This window comes from Flexivirga alba, from assembly GCF_042661025.1.
Lineage (GTDB): Bacteria > Actinomycetota > Actinomycetes > Actinomycetales > Dermatophilaceae > Flexivirga > Flexivirga alba.
In genome coordinates this window covers 2,789,072-2,812,533 of sequence record NZ_JBHSWH010000001.1, presented here as the reverse complement: position 1 = coordinate 2,812,533, position 23,462 = coordinate 2,789,072, and the positions used below count along the sequence as shown (strand labels likewise).

General features: G+C 65.8%; 25 protein-coding genes and 1 pseudogene. 8 read left to right on the top strand and 18 right to left on the bottom strand.

Going from position 1 to position 23,462, the window contains the following annotated elements; translation table 11 throughout:
- The first annotated feature begins 771 nt into the window (after positions 1 to 771).
- The 3 genes from ACFQDH_RS23930 to ACFQDH_RS13770 all read left to right on the top strand — a co-directional run bounded on the left by ACFQDH_RS23930 (position 772) and on the right by ACFQDH_RS13770 (position 3,650).
- The gene (locus ACFQDH_RS23930; protein WP_465253895.1) at positions 772 to 1,761 is read left to right on the top strand and encodes an outer membrane protein assembly factor BamB family protein; all 990 of its coding nucleotides are present in this window, start codon (positions 772 to 774) and stop codon (positions 1,759 to 1,761) included.
- Positions 1,758 to 2,594, top strand: a complete 837-nt coding sequence (locus ACFQDH_RS13775; RefSeq protein ID WP_382402220.1) for a hypothetical protein — start codon at positions 1,758 to 1,760, stop codon at positions 2,592 to 2,594. Before ACFQDH_RS23930 ends, ACFQDH_RS13775 begins: the two co-directional genes overlap by 4 nt.
- A 225-nt stretch (positions 2,595 to 2,819) precedes the next feature.
- A complete protein-coding gene (locus tag ACFQDH_RS13770) occupies positions 2,820 to 3,650 on the top strand; it encodes a hypothetical protein (RefSeq protein ID WP_382402218.1) in 831 nt (276 codons plus the stop codon).
- A gap of 75 nt (positions 3,651 to 3,725) precedes the next feature.
- On the opposite strand, the gene ACFQDH_RS13765 is transcribed toward ACFQDH_RS13770, so the two are convergent.
- The 13 genes from ACFQDH_RS13765 to ngcE all read right to left on the bottom strand — a co-directional run bounded on the left by ACFQDH_RS13765 (position 3,726) and on the right by ngcE (position 14,715).
- Positions 3,726 to 6,539 (bottom strand): NACHT domain-containing protein, encoded by a 2,814-nt coding sequence (locus ACFQDH_RS13765; RefSeq protein WP_382402216.1) that lies wholly within the window; start codon positions 6,537 to 6,539, stop codon positions 3,726 to 3,728.
- Between the two features lie 93 nt (positions 6,540 to 6,632).
- Complete coding sequence (locus ACFQDH_RS13760) at positions 6,633 to 7,172, bottom strand: ATP-binding protein (RefSeq protein ID WP_382402214.1); 540 nt, start codon at positions 7,170 to 7,172, stop codon at positions 6,633 to 6,635.
- A gap of 133 nt (positions 7,173 to 7,305) precedes the next feature.
- Positions 7,306 to 7,611 (bottom strand): DUF2469 domain-containing protein, encoded by a 306-nt coding sequence (locus ACFQDH_RS13755; RefSeq protein WP_188835547.1) that lies wholly within the window; start codon positions 7,609 to 7,611, stop codon positions 7,306 to 7,308.
- A complete protein-coding gene (locus ACFQDH_RS13750; RefSeq protein WP_382402211.1) occupies positions 7,601 to 8,374 on the bottom strand; it encodes a ribonuclease HII in 774 nt (257 codons plus the stop codon). The genes ACFQDH_RS13755 and ACFQDH_RS13750 overlap by 11 nt, the downstream gene beginning before the upstream one ends.
- Positions 8,371 to 9,198 carry a signal peptidase I gene (gene lepB / locus ACFQDH_RS13745; protein ID WP_382402209.1) on the bottom strand — a complete coding sequence of 276 codons (828 nt, stop codon included), beginning with the start codon at positions 9,196 to 9,198 and terminating at the stop codon, positions 8,371 to 8,373. The genes ACFQDH_RS13750 and lepB (ACFQDH_RS13745) overlap by 4 nt, the downstream gene beginning before the upstream one ends.
- The gene (gene lepB, locus ACFQDH_RS13740; protein ID WP_382404864.1) at positions 9,195 to 9,848 is read right to left on the bottom strand and encodes a signal peptidase I; all 654 of its coding nucleotides are present in this window, start codon (positions 9,846 to 9,848) and stop codon (positions 9,195 to 9,197) included. The genes lepB (ACFQDH_RS13745) and lepB (ACFQDH_RS13740) overlap by 4 nt, the downstream gene beginning before the upstream one ends.
- On the bottom strand, positions 9,839 to 10,120 hold the full coding sequence (locus tag ACFQDH_RS13735; RefSeq protein ID WP_382402208.1) for a hypothetical protein: 282 nt from the start codon (positions 10,118 to 10,120) through the stop codon (positions 9,839 to 9,841). The genes lepB (ACFQDH_RS13740) and ACFQDH_RS13735 overlap by 10 nt, the downstream gene beginning before the upstream one ends.
- Positions 10,117 to 10,695 carry a signal peptidase I gene (lepB, locus tag ACFQDH_RS13730; protein ID WP_382402206.1) on the bottom strand — a complete coding sequence of 193 codons (579 nt, stop codon included), beginning with the start codon at positions 10,693 to 10,695 and terminating at the stop codon, positions 10,117 to 10,119. The genes ACFQDH_RS13735 and lepB (ACFQDH_RS13730) overlap by 4 nt, the downstream gene beginning before the upstream one ends.
- A 121-nt stretch (positions 10,696 to 10,816) precedes the next feature.
- Entirely contained in the window at positions 10,817 to 11,179 is a 363-nt protein-coding gene (gene rplS / locus ACFQDH_RS13725) for a 50S ribosomal protein L19 (protein ID WP_382402204.1), read from the bottom strand.
- A 200-nt stretch (positions 11,180 to 11,379) separates the two neighbouring features.
- The gene (locus ACFQDH_RS13720) at positions 11,380 to 12,240 is read right to left on the bottom strand and encodes a carbohydrate ABC transporter permease (RefSeq protein WP_382404863.1); all 861 of its coding nucleotides are present in this window, start codon (positions 12,238 to 12,240) and stop codon (positions 11,380 to 11,382) included.
- 77 nt (positions 12,241 to 12,317) lie between these two features.
- Positions 12,318 to 13,043, bottom strand: a complete 726-nt coding sequence (locus tag ACFQDH_RS13715; RefSeq protein WP_382402202.1) for a carbohydrate ABC transporter permease — start codon at positions 13,041 to 13,043, stop codon at positions 12,318 to 12,320.
- 2 nt (positions 13,044 to 13,045) lie between these two features.
- Positions 13,046 to 13,297, bottom strand: coding sequence for a hypothetical protein (locus ACFQDH_RS13710; RefSeq protein WP_382402200.1), 252 nt, complete (start codon positions 13,295 to 13,297; stop codon positions 13,046 to 13,048).
- Positions 13,294 to 14,715, bottom strand: a complete 1,422-nt coding sequence (gene ngcE / locus ACFQDH_RS13705) for an N-acetylglucosamine/diacetylchitobiose ABC transporter substrate-binding protein (protein WP_382402198.1) — start codon at positions 14,713 to 14,715, stop codon at positions 13,294 to 13,296. Before ngcE ends, ACFQDH_RS13710 begins: the two co-directional genes overlap by 4 nt.
- 209 nt (positions 14,716 to 14,924) lie before the next feature.
- Here ngcE and ACFQDH_RS13700 point away from each other — a divergent pair, with 209 nt between their 5' ends.
- Complete coding sequence (locus ACFQDH_RS13700; RefSeq protein WP_382402196.1) at positions 14,925 to 16,841, top strand: DUF5107 domain-containing protein; 1,917 nt, start codon at positions 14,925 to 14,927, stop codon at positions 16,839 to 16,841.
- Here the strand turns inward: ACFQDH_RS13700 and ACFQDH_RS13695 are convergent.
- From ACFQDH_RS13695 to nagA, 5 genes and pseudogenes are all read right to left on the bottom strand, one after another.
- A complete protein-coding gene (locus ACFQDH_RS13695) occupies positions 16,807 to 17,100 on the bottom strand; it encodes a GNAT family N-acetyltransferase (protein WP_382404862.1) in 294 nt (97 codons plus the stop codon). The two genes, ACFQDH_RS13700 and ACFQDH_RS13695, sit on opposite strands and share 35 nt — an antisense overlap.
- Positions 17,101 to 17,307: 207 nt before the next feature.
- Positions 17,308 to 17,993, bottom strand: a pseudogene (gene trmD, locus ACFQDH_RS13690) (tRNA (guanosine(37)-N1)-methyltransferase TrmD); the annotation flags it as partial.
- Between the two features lie 2 nt (positions 17,994 to 17,995).
- Positions 17,996 to 18,286: a ribosome maturation factor RimM gene (gene rimM / locus ACFQDH_RS13685; RefSeq protein WP_382402194.1), complete on the bottom strand. Its 291-nt coding sequence runs from the start codon at positions 18,284 to 18,286 to the stop codon at positions 17,996 to 17,998.
- Positions 18,202 to 18,510, bottom strand: a complete 309-nt coding sequence (locus ACFQDH_RS13680) for a ribosome maturation factor RimM (protein ID WP_382402192.1) — start codon at positions 18,508 to 18,510, stop codon at positions 18,202 to 18,204. The genes rimM and ACFQDH_RS13680 overlap by 85 nt, the downstream gene beginning before the upstream one ends.
- Positions 18,511 to 18,515: 5 nt before the next feature.
- The gene (gene nagA, locus ACFQDH_RS13675) at positions 18,516 to 19,631 is read right to left on the bottom strand and encodes an N-acetylglucosamine-6-phosphate deacetylase (RefSeq protein WP_382402190.1); all 1,116 of its coding nucleotides are present in this window, start codon (positions 19,629 to 19,631) and stop codon (positions 18,516 to 18,518) included.
- Positions 19,632 to 19,898: 267 nt separating this feature from the next.
- Here nagA and ACFQDH_RS13670 point away from each other — a divergent pair, with 267 nt between their 5' ends.
- From ACFQDH_RS13670 to ACFQDH_RS13655, 4 genes are read left to right on the top strand one after another with little or no spacing between them, the layout of a single operon-like run.
- On the top strand, positions 19,899 to 20,783 hold the full coding sequence (locus tag ACFQDH_RS13670) for an SIS domain-containing protein (RefSeq protein ID WP_382402188.1): 885 nt from the start codon (positions 19,899 to 19,901) through the stop codon (positions 20,781 to 20,783).
- Positions 20,780 to 21,703: an ROK family protein gene (locus tag ACFQDH_RS13665; protein ID WP_382402186.1), complete on the top strand. Its 924-nt coding sequence runs from the start codon at positions 20,780 to 20,782 to the stop codon at positions 21,701 to 21,703. The genes ACFQDH_RS13670 and ACFQDH_RS13665 overlap by 4 nt, the downstream gene beginning before the upstream one ends.
- Entirely contained in the window at positions 21,700 to 22,629 is a 930-nt protein-coding gene (locus tag ACFQDH_RS13660) for a 1-phosphofructokinase family hexose kinase (RefSeq protein ID WP_382402184.1), read from the top strand. The genes ACFQDH_RS13665 and ACFQDH_RS13660 overlap by 4 nt, the downstream gene beginning before the upstream one ends.
- On the top strand, positions 22,626 to 23,462 hold the full coding sequence (locus ACFQDH_RS13655; protein WP_382402182.1) for a class II fructose-bisphosphate aldolase: 837 nt from the start codon (positions 22,626 to 22,628) through the stop codon (positions 23,460 to 23,462). Before ACFQDH_RS13660 ends, ACFQDH_RS13655 begins: the two co-directional genes overlap by 4 nt.

Here is a 23,462-nt window from a genome sequence, read left to right as displayed (position 1 = left end):
ACCGCCGGTCTCGACAGAACCCTGCAGATATGGAATGTGGCCTCTGGCGTTGCTCATCGATTCTCCACCGGACCAGTGGAGGCGATGACGTCCGCGACTATCAACGGTAAAACAGTCATCGCAACGACTCATATGCAAGGGGTTGCCGCCGTTTGGGATCCCAGTTCGGGGTCGTGTTGCCTAAGATTGCGCGGTCAAGGCGGTGCAACAACGATTGCTACATCTATCGTAGATGACAGGACCATTTTAATCACCGCTGGCCCCGAGACTCCTGTAACCCTCTGGGACGCAGAGACAGGAGAGGCGTGCCGTGTCCTCACAGTTCAACAGGGAATCAATTCAGTACTGACCATCAAGACGGACCGAGGGCCTTTAGCAATAACGTCAGGTCCTAATACGGGCGCGACGGTGTGGGATCTCACGAGCTGTCAACCCCTTTATGGTCTGGGCGGTCAGGATTGGATGCGAATTCTTGCAGTAGGTCACGCGGACGGAGTACCCATTGCAGTGTCCGGTAGCAACGGAGGCCCCACAGACGGAGGCCCCGTAATAGCTTGGGATCTGCAAACTGGCTGCCCAATGGACGTTCTCACGCCACAGGCAAACGTAAATACTGCAGCCATTCTCTCAAATTCCTCTGGGACTCACATTCTGACTGCGCACACCGGAGGACCTGTTTATTCTCAACGGCTTAGAGTCCGACCAAGTTGGTTAAGGGCAGGGGAGCAACCACGCTTCCCAATCAGGGGCCACAACGGAATAATTACTTCCATGGCTATCACCGAGGTGGCTGGGGAGCCGATTGCGATCACCGGCGGCACTGATTCGATGTTGTTCGTATGGGATTTGCGCACAGGCCTGCGCTGGTACTCATTGGCTGGACATAGCGCGATGGTCGCGGCCATCGTGACCGCGGACATCGACGGGACACCTATTGCTGTCACCGGCGGCGCAGATGGCGAATGCATGGTCTGGGACCTGCGGACCGGGCGCAGGAGGTGGACCCTGCCCACAGGACACGATGTCGCGGCCATCGTGACCGCGGACATCGACGGGACACCTATTGCTGTCACCGGCGGCGCAGATGGCGAATGCATGGTCTGGGACCTGCGGACCGGGCGCAGGAGGTGGACCCTGCCCACAGGACACGATGTCGCGGCCATCGTGACCGCGGACATCGACGGGACACCTATTGCTGTCACCGGCGGCGCAGATGGCGAATGCATGGTCTGGGACCTGCGGACCGGGCGCAGGAGGTGGACCCTGCCCACAGGACACGATGTCGCGGCCATCGTCACCGCGGACATCGACGGGACACCTATTGCTGTCACCGGCGGCGCAGATGGCGAATGCATGGTCTGGGACCTGCGGACCGGGCGCAGGAGGTGGACCCTGCCCACAGGACACGATGTCGCGGCCATCGTCACCGCGGACATCGACGGGACACCTATTGCTGTCACCGGCGGCGCAGATGGCGAATGCATGGTCTGGGACCTGCGGACCGGGCGCAGGAGGTGGACCCTGCCCACAGGACACGATGTCGCGGCCATCGTCACCGCGGACATCGACGGGACACCTATTGCTGTCACCGGCGGCGCAGATGGCGAATGCATGGTCTGGGACCTCCGGAGGCGGACGGTTCTAGCTAACCTCCCTGTCCTTGACCCTATTCAGCTGGTCAGAATAGGGTGCGAGTGTACCATTATTGTTGCTACAGGACCCGATATCATTGGTTATCGCCCCCTTGGAGGAAAACTATGAACTATACAATCGTGGGCGTCCACGGGGTTGGCAACTACAGCGACGCTAAAAACGATGCGGATCGGGCTCGCTCGTGGACTGCCCATTTGCTAAAAGCCTTCGAAGGTACGTTTCCATTCGACCTCGAACTGACAATTGCATACTACGCTCCGGCACTTCACTTGGCTGCGCGGCAGAGCCAATTGCGACTTGAGCAGATTCCTCCAAATGTCCAAGTGGATATTTGGTCATGGCTTCTCGCGTCAGGGATTCCTTCAAACAACGCCCAAGGGTATGCAACAAAACCGATAAGGCAGGGTCTGGAATGGCTGGCAAATCACTTCCACCTCGATCACAAGGCTTTGGAAGCGTTCGTAACGCAATTCTTTTCCGAGGTGCATGTGTACTTCTCTCCACGGCATTCCGAACGTCGAACAAGTGCATGTAGAATAGTTGCAGACGCCATAGAAGACAACAAACCGAACGCCATTATTGCCCATTCTCTCGGAAGCATCGTCGCCTACGAATCGTTATGGAACTACGCCTCTCATGAGGTTGATCTGTTTGTGACGCTGGGCTCACCACTGGCATTGCCCAACGTCGTGTACGACCGCCTGAAACTGCCACCGGTAACTGCGATTCATCGAAAACCGCCTCAGGTGAAGCATTGGGTAAACATTGCCGACCCTGGGGACGTTATATCTATTCTGCGACCGATCTCGAATTACTTCGAAGGAGTCGACGAAAACCTTGAGCCATCGATACATCCGCTCGACTTCCACCTCCTGAAGCACTACCTCGCGGTGCCGGAGTTAGCCACTGTTCTCACAGCGAGCTGGTCACCTGGTGGCTAGCCTTGACACTCTCGCTATGCACCTGTCGCGCAACCGTTCGCGTCCGATTAGTTCTTCTGGATGAGGTGACGCACGAAACCTCGGAGGTCCGGCTAGATTTGTCACTGTGATGCGTGTGGCACCGCCGTTGTGCGGGGCGCAGCACGGCCTGCCGCGGCAGGCGTGGAATCCTGGTCGTGTGTTGTGAGTGCGCCGCGCGAACGGCTCAGCCTGACCGCGAGACGAATGGCCGACGCGTATGCGGCGGTGTGCAACGACCGCCACTGGGATCCGACACCGACATCGCCCATCACGTTTGCGGTCGAGGCTGAGCACGATGATGTCCTGCGTGAGGCACGCCAAGAACTAGCCGCTCGCGCGGCGTTCAACTTCGGCGTCGCCATCGACAACCTCAAAGGGATGGCTGCCCTGCTTGGTGAGCCGGAAATCGTGTTCGCCGTCGCCGCCCAAGCCCGAGCTGCCATCGAGAACGCAGCACTGTGCTTCCACTTCGCCGAGCCGGGCATCTCGTCGCTGAAAGCACTGGCGCGGACGTGCAACGCCGACATGATCGGAATTCACCAACTCCGAATGGTCGGTGAGCGATTGCCGGAGCCACAACGCACCCAGCAACTTGCCGTGGTCGCCGCACGCCGCTACCAACTCATGCACCGCCTGAACGCCCACGGTCTGACCCTGACAAAGCCCACGCAGGATCGGACACAACCCACCGTCAGGGGCCACGTATCCCCCAGCATCAGCAGCCTCATCGCCGCGATCACCGAGCCCGACCGGCTCGGACGGAACGTGTACTCCTACCTGTCGGCAGTCGCCCACGGGTACATGCACGGACTGAGCGAGTACGTCGCGGTCACTGAGTGGGACGACGGGCCATTGGCCCGCGGAAACGTCACCGTCACACCACAACAGGAAGCAGTCCGCTACGGTTCGGTGCCGTTGATCATGCACCGTGCCGCCGACAGGTTGTTCCAACAGTTCGGTTGGCCACAGGACAGGGTCGCGCTACCGGCCAACAATGCGCTGGTGGTGTGGAAGCAGGTCGGTGGATGGCCGTAACCGCGCACTCGGACCATGCAACCGTCAAAACGGGGTCCGTTCACGGCGCTGCCGCTGGCGGCGCCAAAGACGGGCTCAGCGCGTGGCAGCGGAAGCGGACAAGGATTGCACGAGGTACGGATAGACGTCGGCGAGGTGGTCCAGGACGGGGTGCCGGGTGAGCTGCGGCCACAGAGCCCAGGCGACCTGGGACCTGACAGGCCAGTGAATTGCCGTGCCGGCGTCGATGAGCAGTTCGAGCGCGGCGCGAGCATCCATGTTGTCCAGCGCCGCCTGGACGGCTGGCCATTCGCGGTTGGGTGGTTTCGGAATCGCCGCCTTCGTCGTTGCCGGCACGGTCAACGCCTCGAGTTCGTCCAGTGCGGCTTCGACCAGCCACGCCGCGGTCGCGTCCAGGTCGTAGTCCGCCGGGGAGCCGACCGACCGCAAGAACTGGCCCATCGAGCCGGTGTTGGTCGGCTCCTCCTGCGGGTGTCGCTGATCCGCGGTCGCGATACCGGGGCGAGTTCGGCGCCATTCTGCGAACTTGTCATCCTGCTGCGCCAGTAGTTGGGCGATTGCAGTCCGCTCCGGCGGCCCGGCAAATGCTGCCTGGAATGTGGTCTTGACGCGTGCCTGCAACCGCCCCTGGACCGACAACAGGGCGGCGCTCAGGGACCCCAGGTCACGAGGGACGGGCCCCTCCAGTCCACGCAAAGCCAGCTCGACCAGTGGCTCCTGCCACCGTGGCTCGGAGGCCGAGAGGCCGTCATTGAGGAGATCCGCCGCCAACTCGGGGGCGATCGGGCACAGCCATCCCGGCCAGGACCCGGTGTCCCAGATGCGCATCGTGTTGGTCACCAAGTCCTTACGGTGATCGGTGCTCTCGGTGAACCACCGACCGACACAGAACGTGACCGTGTTACGCCAGTGCGGACTCGCGCTGAGTAACTGCAGCACCTCGATAGTCTGATCATCGCTACCAGCGGTCAGAGCACGAGCTGCCATCATCTCCTGCAGGCTCCGCACGTCGAACCCAACGGTCTCCGACTCGTCCGCACGCAGTAACACCAGGCGCTGGGTCGCGACCTGCTCAATCTGTTGCGCGACACGCTGCACCTCCCGCACATCGTCCACCCCAACCTCACGCAGCCGGTCCTGGGCGAGGTCAACCAACGCGGCCCTCGGCAGCAAGGCGCGGGACCCCTGGGTTGTCTCCGAACTTGCCTGCAACACCAGGCCAACCCGCTCGTGCAGGGTTGTGATCACGTCTCGCCGAGTTCGCAGCAGTGCACTCAGGTGCGTGCCCTTCGCGGACTCACGCTCGTACATCGATTCGTAGTAGCGCCAGAACAACTCGTACCGGTCCGTGGGCAGGGATCCACGTCGCTCCAGGATGAACGTCACCAGTAAAACCTGAAGGGGCGTGCGGATCAGCGCCGCGGTCGACTCCGCCTGCAAGGCCGTCCCGAAGCTCCGCAATAACCGGTCCCGCAAGTCTGGATCGTCTTGCAGGCGAAGCGATGTTGCATGATCGCCGTACTCGGCCGCCTGCTCTGGGCTCAACAACTCCAGATCGACCTGGGCGAACAGTTCATCGTCCAACCGTTCGGTGTACCCAGTAGGTCGGGTCGTGACCACCATCAGCAGATCGGCGTCATCGGCAGCCATCTCGTGGCCGAAAGTTTCGATCTCCTGGATCACCCGTGCGCGCACTTCGGGGGCAGTAACCTCATCCAACCCGTCAAGCAGTAAGAGGACAGGCCAGTGCGTGAACCACGACCGCAGCGCCCCCGGTTGAGCGTCCACGTCTGCTCGCTCGTTCATCTTGCTAGTGATGAACCGCAGGAACGACAAGTTGCCGGTGTGGCCGACCCGGTCAGCGTATTCGGGCAGGTCGACCCGGAAGGGCCAGCGAAATAATCTGATGTCGGCCAGGCCAAGTCGCTGCGATGCTTCGCGGGTCTTCGACGCCAATTCACTTGTTGGTTTGGTGTGACGCGACGGGCTCAGGTCGAGGAATCCAGCCCGGTACATCTGCCCCAAGAACCGGGTCAGAGTACTTTTCCCGCTGCCGGCCGCACCGGTCACAACGAGGTGAGGCGGCTGTCCATGGATCGAGGGCCGGCGAACAAGCTCTGCTGCGTCGACGATGAAGCCCAAGGCCATCGCCGATCCTGGTTCGGTGTGCAGCGGCAAGTCGATGATGAGATCTTCGACCGAAGCGCGGTTATTACCGCCGGACTCCGTGAAGTTGACCCACCGCTCGACCGGCAGTGTGGATCGCGCGTGCTCGGTGAGGACCTCGTGCGTCACGTCGGGGCTGGTCAGCCACGTCTGCGATTGAAGTCGGTGCAGCAGGTCGCCGACCGTCAGCAGTGGTGTAAACGCCTGCCGAATACCAGGATTCGCGTTGAGCTGACCGATGATTTGGTCGCGGTGCCAGACCTTCCACCCGCGAAGGCATGGCTTCCTCTGCTTCGCACGCCCGCTGTTGCGTTTGGCGATCAACTCTTCGATGCGATCGATCCCGCCGGTGCCGGCATTACCGGACAGCGTGACGTTCGTGTAGACGATCAAGTACTCCGGGTAGCGCGACTGGCTGCGGTCGTCATCCCACTTATCCAGCTCCTCGGAGATCCTCGATGCCAGCCACCTCATGTTGGACGCTGGTTCCGCGTTTCGCTCCCGGAACTTGGCCTGCACAACGACATAGCCATCCCACAATTGGCCGTCGAATCCTGCCGTATTTCCCCACTCGACCCGCCCGGTGAAGGTCGCCTCACGCCCACCATCCGGCCCCGCTCCGAACGCATTGACACCGTTGCCCAAGACCGAGATGCACTGCGCAACACACAGTTGCTCGAAAGTGCGAAACCCGAGCTCTTCGAGGGGATAGTCAGCAGGCACCCAGCCACTCTGGCACCTCGACATCCCGGCCGCAGCCAAGGCGCCAGCATCCAACCTAGAAAAGTCCGCGCGAGGGCCAGCCTTACGAACTGATCACGTTCCGAGCACCGACCGCGCGGCCGGATCCTCCATACCCAACCGGCACCGTATCGAGCGCGAACAACACCGCGACGCACAGTGTGGGACGGCAGCGCCGAACCACACGTCAACGACGAAGGTCACCCCTATGACCGCGTCATCGAGGAACATCACCCCACGATGAGCACGTGACACCGCGCCAGGCCTGATTCGCCCGGACCCGCCCCCGACAACCGCGGGCATCGAGGCGCCATGGTGCGGCGCGACGAACGGCGGTTGCTCGATCGGCACCTGATCGGGCAACGCACCGAGCACCGAATGTATGGCGGTCACCTCCAGCGCCTGCTCACGCGTCAACGGCGGCAACAACCCCGGCAAACGTTCGGCGATCATCGTCTTGCCTGCACCCGGCGGGCCGACCATGGCCAAGTGATGTCCACCGGCCGCGGCAACCTCCAGCCCATAACGCGCCTCCTCCTGCCCGACGATGTCGGCCAGATCCGGGACGACCACGGCGCTGGCCGGCCGTGCCGGAACCTGCGGCGGCTCGGGCAACGGCCGACGTCTGGCCAGGCACTTGTAGCGGCATCACCTCCGACACCCAGCCTGCGACCAGCCACCCCACGCAGCCAGTCGAATGTGGCCGGCTGTGGACGGCCCAAGGGATGTGGACGAACTCGCGCGGTGATTACTCCGGGAGTTCGATCTCCCGCGGAGGAAGTTCCTCGACGTTGACGTCCTTGAAGGTGATCACCCGGACGTTCTTGACGAAGCGCGCGGTGCGGTAGACGTCCCACACCCACGCGTCGTTCATCCGCAGGTCGAAGTAGACCCCGGCGCCCTCACCCCGCACCTGCAGGTCGACGTCGTTGCACAGGTAGAACCGGCGCTCGGTCTCCACGACATGGCTGAACAGCCCCACCACGTCACGGTATTCGCGATAAAGGGAGAGCTCCTGCTCGGTCTCGAACTTCTCCAGGTCCTCAGCGGACATTCACTTGCTCCTTCACTACCGCGTCATCGTCCACGCTACCTGCCGGCACGTCCCCCGACACCACGACCTCGCCGTTGCACCGGCGCCAGGACCGACGGTGCAACACGCACGGTCCGTGCGCCTCCAGCGCGGCCAGGTGATCGGGCGCGGAGTAGCCCTTGTTGCCCGCCCAGTTGTACTGCGGGAAGTCGTCGTGGAAGCCCACCAGCATCGCGTCGCGCTCGACCTTGGCGAGCACTGACGCGGCGGCAACCGACGAGCACTTCATGTCCGCTTTGATCAGCGTGGTGACCGGCGGGATGCGCGGCGAGTCGTCCAGCAGCGCAAGCAGCCCCTCCCGCTCGGGGTCGGTCAACCAGTCGTGATTGCCGTCCAGCACCACCAGATCGGGTATGACGCGAAGCGCCTCCAACGCACGGGTCCCCGCCCGCCGCAGCGCGACCATGATGCCCACGTCGTCGATCTCCTGCGCGGAGGCATGACCCACGGCGTAATCAGTGGCCCAGCGTCGTACAGCCGGCACCATCCGCTCACGCGCCATCGGCGACAGCAGCTTGGAGTCCTTGACTCCCTGCGGCACGGTGCGGGTGTGCTCGTCGATGACCACCACGCCGACGGACACCGGACCGGCGAGCGCGCCACGTCCGACCTCGTCCATCCCGGCGATGAGCCGGTAGCCCTCACGCTGCAGCGATCGCTCGACCCGCAGGCTGGGCTTGCTGCTGCGGGACGGTGCGGTCGGGCGTGAGGTACGGGAGGTCACGGCTTGGGGACCTTGGCGAACACGTTGCTGTAGTCCTTCATGGCGTGGATCCGGCTGATCGGCCAGGCGATCGCTACGACCTGTCCGGTGATGTCGGACATCGGCACGGAGCCGAGCTTGCCATGGCTGGTGCCGTCGTGGAAGCGCGAGTCGGCGGAGTCGTTGCGGTTGTCGCCCATCACCCAGACCTTGTCGGCCGGCACGGTGATGTTGAACGGGGTGGTGCTGGGGACGCTGCCCTTGTCGATGTAGGGCTCGGTGATCGGGACGCCGTTGACCGTCAACGGGCCGGCCTTCGTCGAACAGGCGAGCGAGCAAACAACGTGGTCACCCGGCATACCGATGATCCGCTTGACGACGTGGTCGCCACCGCCGGGCAGGATCCCGACGAAGACCAGGCTGTCGTTGACCACCCGCTTGAGCAACGAGCGGTGCTGCGGGACGGACCCCCACGTCTTGGGGTCCTCGAAGACGACGATGTCGCCGCGGTGCAGCGGCGAGTGCTGCGGGGTGAACTTGCTGACGATGATGCGGTCACCGATGTCCAGCGTGCTCTCCATCGACGCCGACGGGATGAAGAACGGCTGCGCGAGGAAGGTCTTGACCAGGAAGCTGAGCACCAGCGCGATCACGACGATCACGGTCAGCTCCCGCGCAAACGCCCACCGCGACTTGCTCCTGGGGGCGACCTCGTCCTCGGGTATGGCGCCTGGTGCCAGCGCGCCGTCGTCATCGGTCGGACCGCTGCTGGTCGCGGCACCGCCGCCCCGCTCAGGCTCGGCGGGTTGTGGACCGGCCGAAGCCTCGTCCCGATCTTGACTCATGGTTGGGGCACCTTGTCGAACGTCGAGGAGTAGTTGCTGAGCCAGCTCATCCGATCAACCGGCCAGACTGTCATGACTGCCCGGCCGATGATGTCGGACTCGGGCACCGAACCGGTGCGACCGCTGCCGTCGTCATGGAAGCGTGAGTCGGCGGAGTCACCTCTGTTGTCCCCCATGACCCACACTCGGCCGGACGGGACGGTCACCGAGAACTTCTTCTGGTCGGTGCCGCCGCCTGGGTAAATATAGGGCTCCGAGAGGCCTACACCGTTGACCATCAGTTGTCCCCGCGTGTTACAGCACTTCACGTGGTCGCCGGGCATCCCGATGACCCGCTTGATCAGGTCGTTGTCGCCCGATGGGTAGAGCCCCAGGAACTGCAGGCCGGACACCACCTTGCCGCTCACGCCCGAGCGCTTCGTGTGCGGTATGTCGAGCCAGTGGCCCGGGTCGTGGAACACGACGACGTCGCCGCGCTGCAGCGCTATCGGGCCAGGAGTCAGTTTGGAGACGACCACCCGATCACCGGGGACCAGGGTGTTCTCCATCGACCCCGACGGAATCCAGAACGACTGTGCGACAAAGGTTTTGATGCCCAGGGACAGCACCAGTGCGACCACGACGACGATCGCGAGCTCCCTCAGCAACACCAAGACGCGGGACCCACCGCGCTCGCGCTGTTGCTGTCGTCGCTCCGAACGTCCAGCGAAGCGCTCCCCGCGACATCCTGCCGACGGACGAGGATCGCGGTGTCGTCCGGAGTCGAGCGCGGCTGCATTCGCGGCAGTCGAATGGCGTCCGGGTGGGTCCCGTATGACGACGACCCATCGGCGGCACCGTCGGCCGCGTGGCGCCCGGCGTCGCCATCGGCCCGATTGCGCGTCTCGCCGGCGGTCGGGAGCCGAAATCGCTGATCGCTCACGTAGGGAGTCTCCCCCACGAACCTATCGGCCAGTAGCGCAGCATCACGTTCCCGACGATGTCGTTGACCGGCACCATGCCGCCGCCAGGGTCGCCCAAGTGCGATCGCGAGTCGTCCGAGGCGACCCGGTTGTCGCCCATGACGAAGACGTGTCCGGCCGGGACACGCACGACGAAGGGCACCGTGCTGGCCGTCATACCGCGTGGCAGGTAGGGCTCTTTGCGCACGGTGCCGTTGATGCGCAACTGGCCGTCGTGGCCGACCGAGACCGTGTCGCCGGGCACGCCGATGATCCGCTTCACGTAGAGCACTTCGCCCGGATGTATGCCGACGGCGTCTCCCACCGACCGTAGGAACCCGGCGAGGCCGGTGGGCGGCGCCTCACCCGGATTGGCGAAAACCTCGGTGCCGTCGAAGACGACGACCTCGCCACGGTGCACGTCGTGCGCGTGCAGCTTGCCGACCATGATCCGGTCGCCGTGCCACAGCGTCGGCTGCATCGACCCGGACGGGACGGTGAACGTCTCCACGAGCAGGCCATGGCCCAGGACGAGCACCGCGAGGACGGCGAGCACACCAACGAGGGTCCGCCGGCCGCGCGACCACCGGACCCGTTCAGCCGGCGCCGGGGACGCCGAAGGCGTGGAGTCCTCAGAGGACTCCACGCCTTCGGTCATTCGAGCGGGAAAGGGTGCGTCAGGCCTGCTTGGCAGGCGTGTCGCGCTTCTCCTTGATCTTCGCGGCCTTGCCGCGCAGGTCGCGCAGGTAGTAGAGCTTGGCGCGACGCACGTCACCGCGGGTCGCAACCTCGATCTTCTCGATGACCGGCGTGTGCACCGGGAAGGTGCGCTCGACACCGCAGCCGAAGCTGACCTTGCGCACGGTGAAGGTTTCGCCGATACCGCCACCGTGGCGACGGATGACGACGCCCTGGAAGACCTGGACACGCGAGCGCGTGCCCTCGACGACCTTGACGTGCACCTTCAGGGTGTCACCGGCGCGGAAGTCGGGGATGTCGCTGCGCAGCTGCGCAGCATCGAGCTCATCGAACTTTTGCATGACGTGCTTCTCTCCCGGGACGCCGCAGGTCGTCTCCGTGTGTTCACCATGATCGGGTGCGCTGCCGAATGTGTAGCCACATGCTCGGGTGGAGAACCACCGTCGTACTCCCCCTGCGGCGGGGGCCGGGTTCGGTCAGGCGCTCTCGTGATTCTGCCAGAGGTAGGGCCGCCGTAGGAAATCGGGCGACCCGGGCCCACCTACTTCGAGGTGCCTTGCGACAGCGAGCCCTGCAATTGCCGCTGGAAGATGATGTAGGCGATCAGGACCGGAACCACCGTGATGACGACACCGGCAAACATCGCACCGTAGTTGACTTCGTACCCGGCCGACGACACGAAGTTGTACATGCCCTGCGACAGCACGTAGTTCTTCTGGTTCGTGTTCAACGCCACCGGCAACAGGAACTGGTTCCAGAGGCCGAGGAAGTTGAAGATCGCCACGGCCGCGATGCCCGGCTTGGCCATCGGCAGCATCACCTGCAGGAACGTCCGCCAGTCGCCCGCACCGTCCAGCTGCGCTGCCTCGCCGATCTCCGCGGGCAGCGCCCGGAAGAACGGATAGAGGAAGAAAACCGTGAACGGGAAGGCGAAGGCGACATACGAAAGGATCAGCCCTGGGAGCGTGTTGAGCAGCCCGATGTTCTTCAGCACGAAGAACAGCGGCACGATCGCCAGGAAGATCGGGAACGTGTTGCCGGCCAGGATCAGGTAGTAGACGAACCGGCTGCCCCGGAACGGGAAACGCGCCAACGAGTACGCACACATCGAGCCCAGCGCCATGACCAGGACCAGCGCGATGGACACCACGATGACGGTGTTCAGTAGGTCACGGCCCAGTCCGGAGTCGCTCCACGCCGACGAGAAGTTGGCGCTGAGGTTGTGGAAGAAGTTGTGCGGCATCTCCCACGGACCGGCGAAGATCTCACTCGTCGAACGGGACGACGAGAAGAACGTCCAGGCCAGCGGCAGGATGACGATGATCGTCCAGAAGATCAGCACGATGTGCGAGCCGATCACGATCCCCCGCTCGCCGGGCTCGCGCTTGCGGTTCTTCGCCACCGCGGCACCCTTCGGCGGCGGAGCGTCGCCCGCGGAGGTCGGCGGCTCGGTCGGTTTGGTCAGGTCAAGATTCGAGGTCACTGCTCTCTCCGTGCGATCAGCCGGTTCACACCGAAGACGATGGCCGCGAAGATCAGTGTCAGGCCTGCCAGCACGACGCCCATGGCGCAGGCGCGGCCGAAGTGCCCTTCGGTGAACGCGGTCTTGTAGAGGTCCTGCGACATGGTCAGGGTCGTGTTGTTCGGGCCACCCGTCGGGTTCAGAGCGGCCATGTAGACGAAGGCATCCAGTGCGACCACGCCCAGATAGACGTATGCCGTCTGGACGGTCTCGCGCACCATCGGCAGGGTCACCGACCACATGGTCCGCATGCGTCCGGCCCCGTCGATGCGCGCCGCGTCATACAACTCGGCCGGGATGCCCTTGATGGCCGCCACGAACAACACCATGTAGAAGCCGACGAAGCCCCAGATGATGACGAACACCGAAGCGGGCATGGCCGACTTGACCTCACCCAGCCAAGCGAACGAGTTGAAGTGACCACCGATGCCGAACGGCAGGTGAGTGAGGAAGCCGTTGAGCATGCCCTTGGACGGGTCGTAGACCTGCGACCAGATCACGCCGATGACGATCGCCGGGATGGTGTAGGGGAAGAACGAGACGATCCGGTAGACGTTCGATCCCTTCAGCCCCCGGGCGACGCCGGTGCTGGAGCCGCCGACCGTGACCATGGTCGCCAGCAGGAAGCTGAGGATGACCGTCAGTAGCGGCACGACGATCGCCAGGATGATGTTGTTGCGCACCGCTAGGGGAAGATCCCGTCGGTGAAGATGTAGGAATAGTTGTCCAGCCCGATGAAGTTCATCGAGGCGGTGAAGCCACCCCAGTCGGTCAGCGAGTAGTAGATCGCCTGCAGGAACGGCCAGATGACCAGGGCCAGGTAGACGACCATCGGCAGGCCGATGGTGACCAGCAGGAAGCCGATGCGCGACGGGCTGCGCCTGCCACCACCCCGCTTGGGGGTGGTGGCAGGCGCAGCGACCGGGACTCCGGTCACTGGATCTTGACCTTCTTGACCGAGGAGTCGTTGCGAACCTTGTCGCTGATGCCCTGCAGCGCCTTGGTCAGGCCGGCAGCGTCCAGCTGGCCGGACAGGAAGCTGTTCCACGGAACCAGCTGGTCCTGCACGGTGCCGTAGAGGCTGACGAACCGCACGTTGAAGATGTGGCTGCCAGCGGCATCGAGCATCTTGATCTGCGACTGGAGCGCGGTCGACCCGAAGCCGCCGGCGGGCACGGTGCCCTTGACGATGGTCGGCGCCAGCTTCGTCTTGGCGAAGTTGGTCGCGGCCTCCTTGGAGAGCATCGCGCGCAGCAACTCCTTGCCTCCGGCCACGTTCTTCGCCTGACTCGGAACGACGAACTGCTCACCCGGTGCGGCGTTCAGCGCGGCGTACGGCATCTTGCTGGACGACGTCAGAATCGGCTCCGGAATCCCGGTCATCTTGAAGCCGGCCTTGGTCTGCGACTTCATTTCGTTTTCGATCCAAGAACCGGAGGCGTACATGATGCCCGACTGGTCCTTGCTCCACTGCGCCTGTGCCTGAGTGAACTGGGTGCCGGCGCCGCCGGGCTTGAAGTAGCCCTTCTTGACGATCTCCTCCAGCTTGGCCAACACCGCCTGGATGGTCGGGTTGGACCAGGCCTTCGGCTCGAGGTTCTCCAGCGCGAGGCGGACCTCGTCGCCACCCTCCTTGATCGCCGAGTCCATCAGCAGCTGCTGGTAGTAGCTGGCAGCCTCCTTACCCCAGACGAACAGGTACTTGCCCTTGGCCTTTGCCTTGGCACCCAGGGCGATCAGGTCGTCCCAGGTCTTCGGTGCCGTCCAGCCGTTGGCTGCAAAGAGACTCTCGGAGTACCAGAGGCCGTAGACGGTCATCACGTAGTTGAGAACGACCATCTTGTCGCCAACGAGACCGGCTTCCTTCACCCCGGGGTACAGGTTGTCGGAGATCTTGGTGCCCTCGTAGTTGTTGGCATCGAGCACCGAGGACAGATCCTCCAGCTTGCCAGCGATCGTGTTGACACCGATCGCGTTCGCTCCGGAGTCGTCGATCAGGTCCGGCGGGTTGCCGCTGACGAAGCGCGGCTGCAACTGCTGCGCGATCTGGGTCGACGGCGACACCTTGACGCTGCTGCCGGGCTGCTTCTTCTCGACGACCTTGCCGGCGAACGTCACGTAGTCCGTGCCGTAGCCACCGTTGAAGATGACGGCGTCGACCGTGCTCTTGGCCGCCATACCGAACGGGTTGTCGGCGGACGTCTTGCCGGTCGACGACGATTTGCTGCTGCTCGTGCCACTGCTGCCGCCACCGGCGCAGGACGCGAGTGCGCCTCCGACCGGCAGAGCGAGGCCGGCCGCCAGCGCAGTGCGCATGACTGTCCGGCGTTTGACCGTTGAGTCGATGTGAGTCATGGCCGCGTTACCTCCAGTTGAACTAGCCAAGGCACAGCCGGGGATGGGTCCGACTTCCGGGAAGCCGGTGACTGTACGCCCGCAAGAATATGATTAGTTTTGCCAGTATGTGCCGGTTTCGGCTCATAAACGATCACAGATCGGCAACGGCACCCCACCGGGCCGGACTGTTTTACCACCACTTCGTCACCGCGACCACGTGAGGTCTGATGCATTTCACCGACTCTGCCGCAACCACCCGAGTGCGGGCCACCAGGCTCGCCGTACCCGGCGCAACTTTGGGCCCGACCAGTCCCCTCCCGGCATACCGGCCGATCCGGGCGATGACGACCACGTCGCTCGCCGCCGATGCACCCGACGCGATGCGCGAGCGTGTCGCCCGCGGGCGGCTCCACACTCCCCTGCCGTATGGCGTGCAGAGTGACTACGACCGCGGCGACCAGCCACTGGGGCTGCCCGCCGTCACGCTCGACAACGGGATCCTGCGCGCGACGGTCCTGCCGACGCTCGGCGGCCGCGTGTGGTCCTTGCGCGACCTGCGCGCCGATCGCGAGTTGCTGCTGGTGCCCGAGCGCCTCCGGTTCGCCGGCTTCGCGCTGACCGACGCCTGGTTCGCCGGCGGCATCGAGTGGAATCTGGGCTCGACGGGCCACGCGACCACCACCTGCCGGCCGATGCACGCCGCGATCGTGGACTCGCCGACCGGTCAGGGGCTGCGGCTGTGGGAGTGGGAGCGCACCCGCGACCTGATCCTCAGCCTCGACCTGACGCTCGCGGGCGACCGGCTGCTGGTGTCGACCCGCGTCATCAACCCCGACGCGGAGGACAAACCCCTCTACTACTGGACCAACATCGCGGTCCCCGAGACCGACACGACGCGCGTGCTCACCCCGGCGACACACGCGTGGCGCACCAGCTACTCCGGCTCACTTGACCGGGTATCGGTTCCCCGACCGGAGGGAGCGACCGACATCAGCTACCCGGCCGCGTCCTCGGCGTCGGCCGACTACTTCTTCGACGTCGCGGGGCAGAGCGGACGGTCGATCACCTCCGTGGAGTCCGACGGCACCGGCTTCTGCCAGACCTCCACCGACGAACTGCACGGCCGCAAGCTCTTCCTCTGGGGCCACGCCGCAGGTGGGCGACGCTGGCAACATTGGCTGGTCGACGACCAGGCGTATGCCGAGATCCAGGCCGGGGTCTGCGCGACGCAGTTGGAGCACGACCTCATCGACGGATCGTCGCAGCGGTCGTGGACCGAGGCATTCGGCGCGGCATCGTTGGATCCGGCCGCGGTGTCCGGCGAGTTCGACGCCGCGGCACGGACAGCGGCCGATGCGGTGCAGTCCGTCGCGCCGATCGCCGACCTCGAGGAGTGGCACCGGAGCTGGCTCGCTGACTACGCAGTGCGGGCGCCGCAAGCGCCCCTGCACAGCGGATCCGGTTGGGGTCAGGTCGAATTGGCCTTGCGCGAGCAACCGGCTCCCGACGGTCTCACCTTCCCCGCGGTCGACGACGACAGTCGGCTCGCGGCCGCGCTGCTGGCCGGCGAGCCGGTCGACGAGCCACTGCTGCCGCTGATCTCGGCGCGCTGGCAACGGGTGATCGAGCGCTCGCCGCACGGGTGGTGGCGCTCCTATGCACTCGGCGTTCTCGACCACCTGGCCGGTGATGCTGCGACGGCCCGCGAGCACTACCGCGCCAGCCTCGACCAGCGCGAGACCGCGGTCGCACTGCGCGGGCTGGCCGTGCTGAGCACCAACGCGGACGACGCCGCCACGTTGTATGCGCAGGCGCGCCAACTGGATCCACACACTCGCGGCTTGCTGACCGAGCACGTGTCGCTGCTGTTGGACGCCGACCGCGCCCGCGACGCGCTGGATGTCATCGACGCAGCCACGGCTGCGCTACGCGATCACGGTCGGACCCGACTGCTCCGTGCGCAGGCCTTGCATCGTCTCGGCCGGGACACTGAGGCCGCCGAATTGCTGGCCGATCTGGAGGTGCCTGACCTCGCGGAGGGCGATCGTGCGATCGGTGATCTGTGGCGTCAGGTGTGCCCGGACCGTCCGGTGCCGGCTCAGCTCGACTTCAGCATGACGGGCGACGACGCTTCGCCAGCGTGACGGTGCCTTCCGGGTCGCCACGACCGACGATCCGGAAGCCCGCCTTGCGGTACATCCGCTGGTTGTCCTCACTGTTGACCCCGGTCATCAGGCTGTATGACGTGACCGACTCCGGTGCCGTGTGTTGGATGAAGTCCAGCAGCGCCCGGCCGAAGCCACGTCCGCGCAGGTCGGGTGCGACCATCAGCCGGCCGATGTCCCAGTCGGTGTCGGCACGGTCGGTCGAGGTGTCGACCCGGCCGCGGACCGAGCCGACCATCCGGCCGTCGACGCGTGCGACGTACGTGGTCCAGTCGCGCAGCGATTGGGTCAAGGACGCGAGCGTCTCGTGCTGCGCCGGGATGTTGAGCGACTGGTTGACGATCCCTTCCCGCAGCCAGCAGGCGTGCGTCAGCGTCAGCAACTCGCCGGCGTCCGCCGGAGTGGCAACGGTGATCTGCAGGTCAGCGGCGGTTGCGGCAGCGGCGGCTGGCAAGAGGTCCGGCCGGCGAGCAGCAGTGCGTTGCAGGCGCTGCTGGTGGCGCCAGGACGCGATCCGCCCGTGGTCACCCGAGAGCAACACGTCGGGCACCGAAAGCTCCTGCCAGTGCTCGGGTTTGGTGTAAACGGGGTACTCGAGCAGGCCGTCCTCGTGGGACTCCTCGACCAGCGACTGCGCATTGCCGATCACGCCAGGGATGAGGCGGGCGATCGCCTCGGTCATGGCCAGGGTCGCCACTTCGCCACCGTTGAGGACGTAGTCGCCGAGGGACAGGACCCGCACGTCGAAGTCGGCTGCGGCGCGCTCGTAGACACGCTCATCGATCCCCTCGTAGCGCCCACACGCGAAGACGAGGTGCTCCCGCTCGGCGAGGTCACGCGCTATCGACTGGTCGAAGCGCTCGCCGCCGGGGCCGGGGATGATCAGGATCGGCCGCGCCGCGGCTTCTTGCGCGACCTGGCTCAGTGCCTCCCCCAGGGCTCGGGCTTCATGACCATGCCGGCGCCACCGCCATACGGCGTGTCATCGACGGTGCGGTGCCGGTCGTGTGCGAAGTCACGCAGGTCGTGCACCCGAAGGTCGATCCGGCCGTCCCGGCGGGCTTTGCCGATCAGCGAAAGATCAAGTGGCGCAAGGTAATCGGGGAAGATCGTGACAACGTCGATCCGCATCCTCACGCCTCCGACAGGTCGAGCAGCCCGGGCGGGGCATCGACGACGATCCGCCCGGCATCGATGTCGACGTCGGGGACCAGCTGCTCGACGAACGGGACAAAGCCGGTCCGGCCACCCACGAGGCGCACCTCCAGCAGGTCCTGCACCGGCCGGTCGTGCAGCTCCACGACGGTGCCCAGCTCGGCGCCCTGCGGGTCCACAACCGTCAGCCCGATGAGGTCCTCGGCATACCAGGCGTCCTCGCCGGCATCGCCGTCCGGTGCGGCACCCAGCAGCTGGGTGCCGCGCAACCCTCGGCGGCCGTACGATCCGCGGCCTCATCGAAGGAGAGCAGGTGAATGCCGTTGTGAACACGATGCGTTCGCAATGTCAACGGGCCGTTCGCCGCAGGCTCGGTCTGGAACGTCGCCCCGACGGCGAAACGCTCGTCGGGTGCATCCGTGTGCAGCCGCACGGTGACTTCTCCCTTGAGTCCGTGGGGTTTACCGATCCGCGCGATCAGAACGTCATTCATGTCTGTCATTCTGCGGTGTCCGCCCACTCGCCCGCACGCATGATCCGTTGCACAGTGTCGTCGTCGGCCAGGACGAGGAGGTCGGCCCGCGCGCCGGGCGCGAGCCGCCCGCGGTCATCGACTCCGATCACGCGTGCCGGATTCGTCGAGGCGGCGGCCGACGCCTGTCGCACGTCGACCCCGTTGCGGACAGCGCGCGCGAAGGCACGGTCCATCGTCAGCGAACTGCCGGCGAGAGACCCGTTCGCCAGCCGCGCCGCGCCGTCACGCACCCAGACCTGCTGGCCGCCGAGGACGTATTCGCCGTCGCCGACGCCGGTGGCGTCGATCGCGTCGGTGATGAGCACGAGCCGGTCGCTGCCGCGCGCCAGCACCTCGCGCAACACCGCCGGGTGCAGGTGGATGCCGTCATTGATGGTTTCGCACGGCACCCCCGCGTCGAGACTCGCGAGCACCGGGCCGGGTTCACGGTGGTGAATGGGGCGCATGCCGTTGAAGAGGTGCGTCGCGAGGGTCGCCCCGTGCTCGAAGGCTGCGGTCGCCTGCTCGTATGACGCGTCGGTGTGACCGACGGCCGCGACGACCCCGGCGTCCACCGCGGCGTCGATCAGGTCGAGGGCTCCGGGCAGCTCCGGTGCGACGGTGATGACGCGCAGGTGACCCCGGGCGGCCTCGATCATGCGGGCGAACGCAGCCAGATCGGGCTCGAGCAGGTGGTCGGGGTTCTGCGCTCCGCACCGCACGTGCGAGAGGAACGGCCCCTCCAGGTGAGCGCCGGCGACCTCTCCGGCATCGGCCAGGTCGGCCGCCCAGCTCAGTTGCTCGCACAAAGCATCGATCGGCGCGGTCACCAACGACACCAGCGAAGTCGTCGTCCCGTGCCCGCGGTGGAACCGCACCGCACTGGCCATGTCGGCAGCGGAGGCGCTCATGTCGTGACCGCCGCCGCCGTGGACGTGTATGTCGACGAAGCCGGGAATCACCAGCGCACCGGCGAGCGACTCGCCGCCGGCAAGATCCGCTCCCACGGCGGCCACCCGGCCGTCCGAGATGCTGATCCCGCCGTCGATGATCCCGTCGGGCGTCAGCACCCGCGCGTCGGTCAGCACTATGTCGCTCATGCCGTCCATCGAACACCACGCGGGACAGTGGCATTCGGCCAGCGTGCCGGGTCGACCCAAGTTGCGCCAAGTGCGGCAAGCTGTGACCGAAGGTGCGTTAAACTTGCGGATATCGCGCACAAACCGTCATCCGTCGACACGATCGACGATCCAGCACCATGAGGTTTGATCTGCGTCGGCGTTGCGAGTCGCAAGCTCCCTGCAACGCCAACGCATCTCAAACTTCCTGTACCTGTCCAGAATAAACTTCCATGAAGGAGTTCGACCGTGTCGCACGTTGCCGCCGAGATCACCAGCCAGCCCGAGGTATGGCGCCGCGCCGCCGAGGTAGCGGCGACGCCCGAGTCCGCCGAGGCGATGCCCGTCGCGGGCGAGCGCGTTGCGATCGTCGGTTGTGGCACGTCGTGGTTCATGGCCCAATCCGCCGCGGTGTTGCGCGAGGAGACCGGGCAGGGTGAGACCGATGCCTTCGCCGCATCGCAGTTTCCGGTCGGCCGCAAGTACGACCGCGTCGTCGCCATTACCCGCTCCGGCACCACCAGCGAGGTGATCGACCTGCTGGAGAAGCTCGGGCCGGACCAGCGTTCGACCGTCGTCACCACCGAGGTCGGCCACCCGGTGGTGCCCCTCGCGACCCACCACGTGCTGCTGGGCTTCGCCGACGAGCAGTCGGTCGTGCAGACCCGGTTCGCCACGAGCGTGCTCGCCTGGTGGCGCGCAGCCCTCGGCGAGGACCTGACCGCGGCCATCAAGGACGCAGAGGCAGAGCTGGCCGCTCCCCTCGCCGACGAGTTGGTGCGTGCCACCCAGTTCAGCTTCCTCGGTGACGGCTGGACCGTCGGCCTGGCCAACGAGGCCGCGCTCAAACTGCGTGAGGCGTCGCAAACCTGGACCGAGTCCTACCCGGCGATGGAGTTCCGTCACGGGCCGATCAGCATCGTCGACGAGCGTTCTGTCGTATGGCTTTTCGGCGATGCCCCCGAGGGACTGGCCGAGCAGGTCGCTGCAACTGGAGCCCGCTTCGTGCAGACCGACACTGACGCGATGGCGGCCCTGACGACGGCGCAGCGCGTTGCCGTCGCACTGGCCGAGGCCTCCGGCAAGAACCCTGACGAGCCCCGTGCGCTGACCCGCTCCGTGGTGTTGTCTTGACCGATCGCGATCTGGTTCTCGCCGTCGATGTCGGCGGGACTTCGATCAAGGCTGCCGTGCTCGATGCGGCCGGCGGCGAGACCTTGCGGCGTGCCGTTCCGACTCCGTTCGACGATGGCCCGGATGCGGTCATCGCTGCGATCCGAGACCTCGTCTCGGATCGCAGCGATGCTGCGGCCTCCGCCGGTGCCCCGGTGCACGCCGTAGGCCTGGTGGTGCCGGGCGTCGTAGACACCGTGGCGGGCATCGCGCGTTATGCGAGCAACATCGGCTGGCACGACGCGCCGTTGCGCGACATCGTCGGCGGTGCGACCAACCTGCCGACCGCAGTCGGTCACGACGTGCAGGCGGCCGGCCTCGCCGAAGCGAGAGTCGGTGCGGCGCAGGGCGTTTCGGACGCCCTCATCGTGGTGCTGGGCACCGGCATCGCGGCCGTGGTGGTTTCCGGCGGCCAGGTCGTGCGAGGAGCCGCCGCCATACCCGGGGAGATCGGGCACATACCGGTAGGTGACCTCGAAACCCGCTGCCGTTGTGGCGCATTCGGCTGCCTGGAGATGTTTTCCTCGGCTCGCGGCGTCGCGCGCTTGTATGCCGAGCGCACCGGCCGCACCGTTGACGCGACCGAAGTCGTCGCCCACCTCGACGACGACTCTGACGCCGCCGCCGTCTGGCAGGTCGTGACCAAGACCCTGGCGCGGGGCCTGGTGGCCGGCGCGCTGATCACCGACCCGGCGCGCGTCGTACTCGCGGGTGGCCTCTCCCAGGCCGGTGACGCGCTCCTGGTTCCGACCCGTGCCGCATTCGAATCCGGTATGCCGTGGCGGCAGGCGCCAGAGCTGGTAGCTTCCCCGCTCGGCGGACGCGCCGGTTTGCTGGGCGCCGGCATCCTGGCCCGCGAGGCGGCTGGAGCAACGCCGTGATCGTGGCGACCTGCCTGAATCCCGCGCTCGACGTCACCTACTCCGTCGCCGCGCTGCAGCCCGGCACGTCGCACCGTGTCCGGACGGTTCGCCGTCGGCCGGGCGGCAAGGGCGTCAACGTCGCGTCGGTGCTGACCCAGCAAGCCGTCCCCGCTCTCGTCACCGGGACCGTCGGCGGACGCATCGGGGATGAGTTGATCGTCGGCCTCGACACCGCCGGGATCGCGCACCGGTTCTCGCCGATCGCAGGAACCACCCGGCAGACCGTGACCATCACGTCCGAGGACGAAGCGACCGTCCTCAATGAACCCGGACCGATCGTCACCGACTCCGAATGGGAAGCATTCACAGCAGTATTCGCTGGTCTCCTGGACGATGCTGAGATAGTCACGCTGTCCGGCAGCCTGCCCGGTGGCGTGCGCTCCAGTGCGTATGCCGAGCTGATCGGCATCGCTCATCAACACGATGCCGTCGTGATCCTCGACTGCGAAGGCGAGTCGTTGGTCGAGGCGCTGCATGCCGGACCCGACATCGTTAAGATCAACGAGCACGAGGCAGCTTCGTCGACAGGCATCGAAACCGACTCCACCAAGGGCGTTTTCGCAGCTGCGGAGGAGTTGCACGTGCTCGGCGCCGTCGAGGTCGTCATCACCCGAGGTGCCGCCGGCGTAGCCGCACGAACCCGCGACGGCCGATTCGTCGGCACAGCGGCGCGCACCGTCAACGGCAACCCGACCGGCGCCGGAGACGCGTTCACCGCTGGCCTCGCCGCTTCGACCGCCGAAGGCGCCGATTGGCCGACCCGGCTGCGTCGCGCGTCGGCGTGGGCTGCCGCAGCTGTCGCGATGCCGACAGCCGGCGAGCTCGACCTGCAGGTCGCCACCGACCACGAGAACCGAACCACGATCGAGGAGATCCCCAAGTGACAATATCCACCACCGCCGATCTCGTTGCCGCTGCACGGGATTCGCGATCGTGCGTTTTCGCCTTCAACGTGGTCACGCTCGAGCACGCCGAAGCCATCGCCGCTGGCGCGACCGACGCCGGACGTCCGTGCATCCTGCAGCTGAGCCACAATTCGATCAACTTCCACCAGGACCCGGCGCCGATCATGGCCGCGACGGTCGCTGTCGCTCGGGCTGCGGACGTGCCACTCGCCATACACCTGGACCACATCACGGACGCCGATCTCGCCCTGCGGGCGGCAGACCTCGGCGCGAGCTCGGTGATGTTCGACGCCGGCGCACTCCCCTACGCCGACAACGTCACCGCAACCGCGGACGTCACCCGCCGCGCTCACGAAGCCGGATTGTTCGTCGAGGCCGAACTCGGTTATGTCGGAGGCAAACCCGACGCTCCGGCGAGCGCGCATGCTGCTGGTGTTCGGACCGACCCCACCGAGGCAAAGGCGTATGTCGCCACCACCGGCGTTGACGCCCTCGCGGTGGCCGTGGGCAGCAGCCACGCGATGACCGACAAGTCGGCATCTCTCGACCACGAGCTGATCAGCGCATTGCGCGACGCGACCGGCACGCCGTTGGTGCTGCACGGCTCCTCGGGTGTCCCGGACGAGCAACTGCGGGCAGCAGTCGCGGCCGGAATGGTCAAGATCAACGTCGGCACCGCGCTCAACATCGCGTTCACCGCGGCGGTGCGAGAGACCCTGGTCGGGTCGGAAAAGGTGGACCCGCGGCCCTATCTGGGCGCCGGACGCGCTGCCATGGCGGCAGAGGTCGAGCGCCTCCTACGGTTGATCTGA

Coding starts and splice junctions, on each gene's coding strand:
- ACFQDH_RS13695 (WP_382404862.1), bottom strand. CDS start 17,100: ATGGTCGGCTCGGTCCGCGGCCGGGTCGACACCTCGACCGACCGTGCC.
- lepB (WP_382402209.1), bottom strand. CDS start 9,198: ATGAGTCAAGATCGGGACGAGGCTTCGGCCGGTCCACAACCCGCCGAG.
- ACFQDH_RS13680 (WP_382402192.1), bottom strand. CDS start 18,510: ATGAATGACGTTCTGATCGCGCGGATCGGTAAACCCCACGGACTCAAG.
- rplS (WP_382402204.1), bottom strand. CDS start 11,179: ATGCAAAAGTTCGATGAGCTCGATGCTGCGCAGCTGCGCAGCGACATC.
- ACFQDH_RS23930 (WP_465253895.1), top strand. CDS start 772: ATGGCTATCACCGAGGTGGCTGGGGAGCCGATTGCGATCACCGGCGGC.
- ACFQDH_RS13755 (WP_188835547.1), bottom strand. CDS start 7,611: ATGTCCGCTGAGGACCTGGAGAAGTTCGAGACCGAGCAGGAGCTCTCC.
- nagA (WP_382402190.1), bottom strand. CDS start 19,631: ATGAGCGACATAGTGCTGACCGACGCGCGGGTGCTGACGCCCGACGGG.
- ACFQDH_RS13700 (WP_382402196.1), top strand. CDS start 14,925: ATGCATTTCACCGACTCTGCCGCAACCACCCGAGTGCGGGCCACCAGG.
- ACFQDH_RS13770 (WP_382402218.1), top strand. CDS start 2,820: ATGGCCGACGCGTATGCGGCGGTGTGCAACGACCGCCACTGGGATCCG.
- ngcE (WP_382402198.1), bottom strand. CDS start 14,715: ATGACTCACATCGACTCAACGGTCAAACGCCGGACAGTCATGCGCACT.
- ACFQDH_RS13775 (WP_382402220.1), top strand. CDS start 1,758: ATGAACTATACAATCGTGGGCGTCCACGGGGTTGGCAACTACAGCGAC.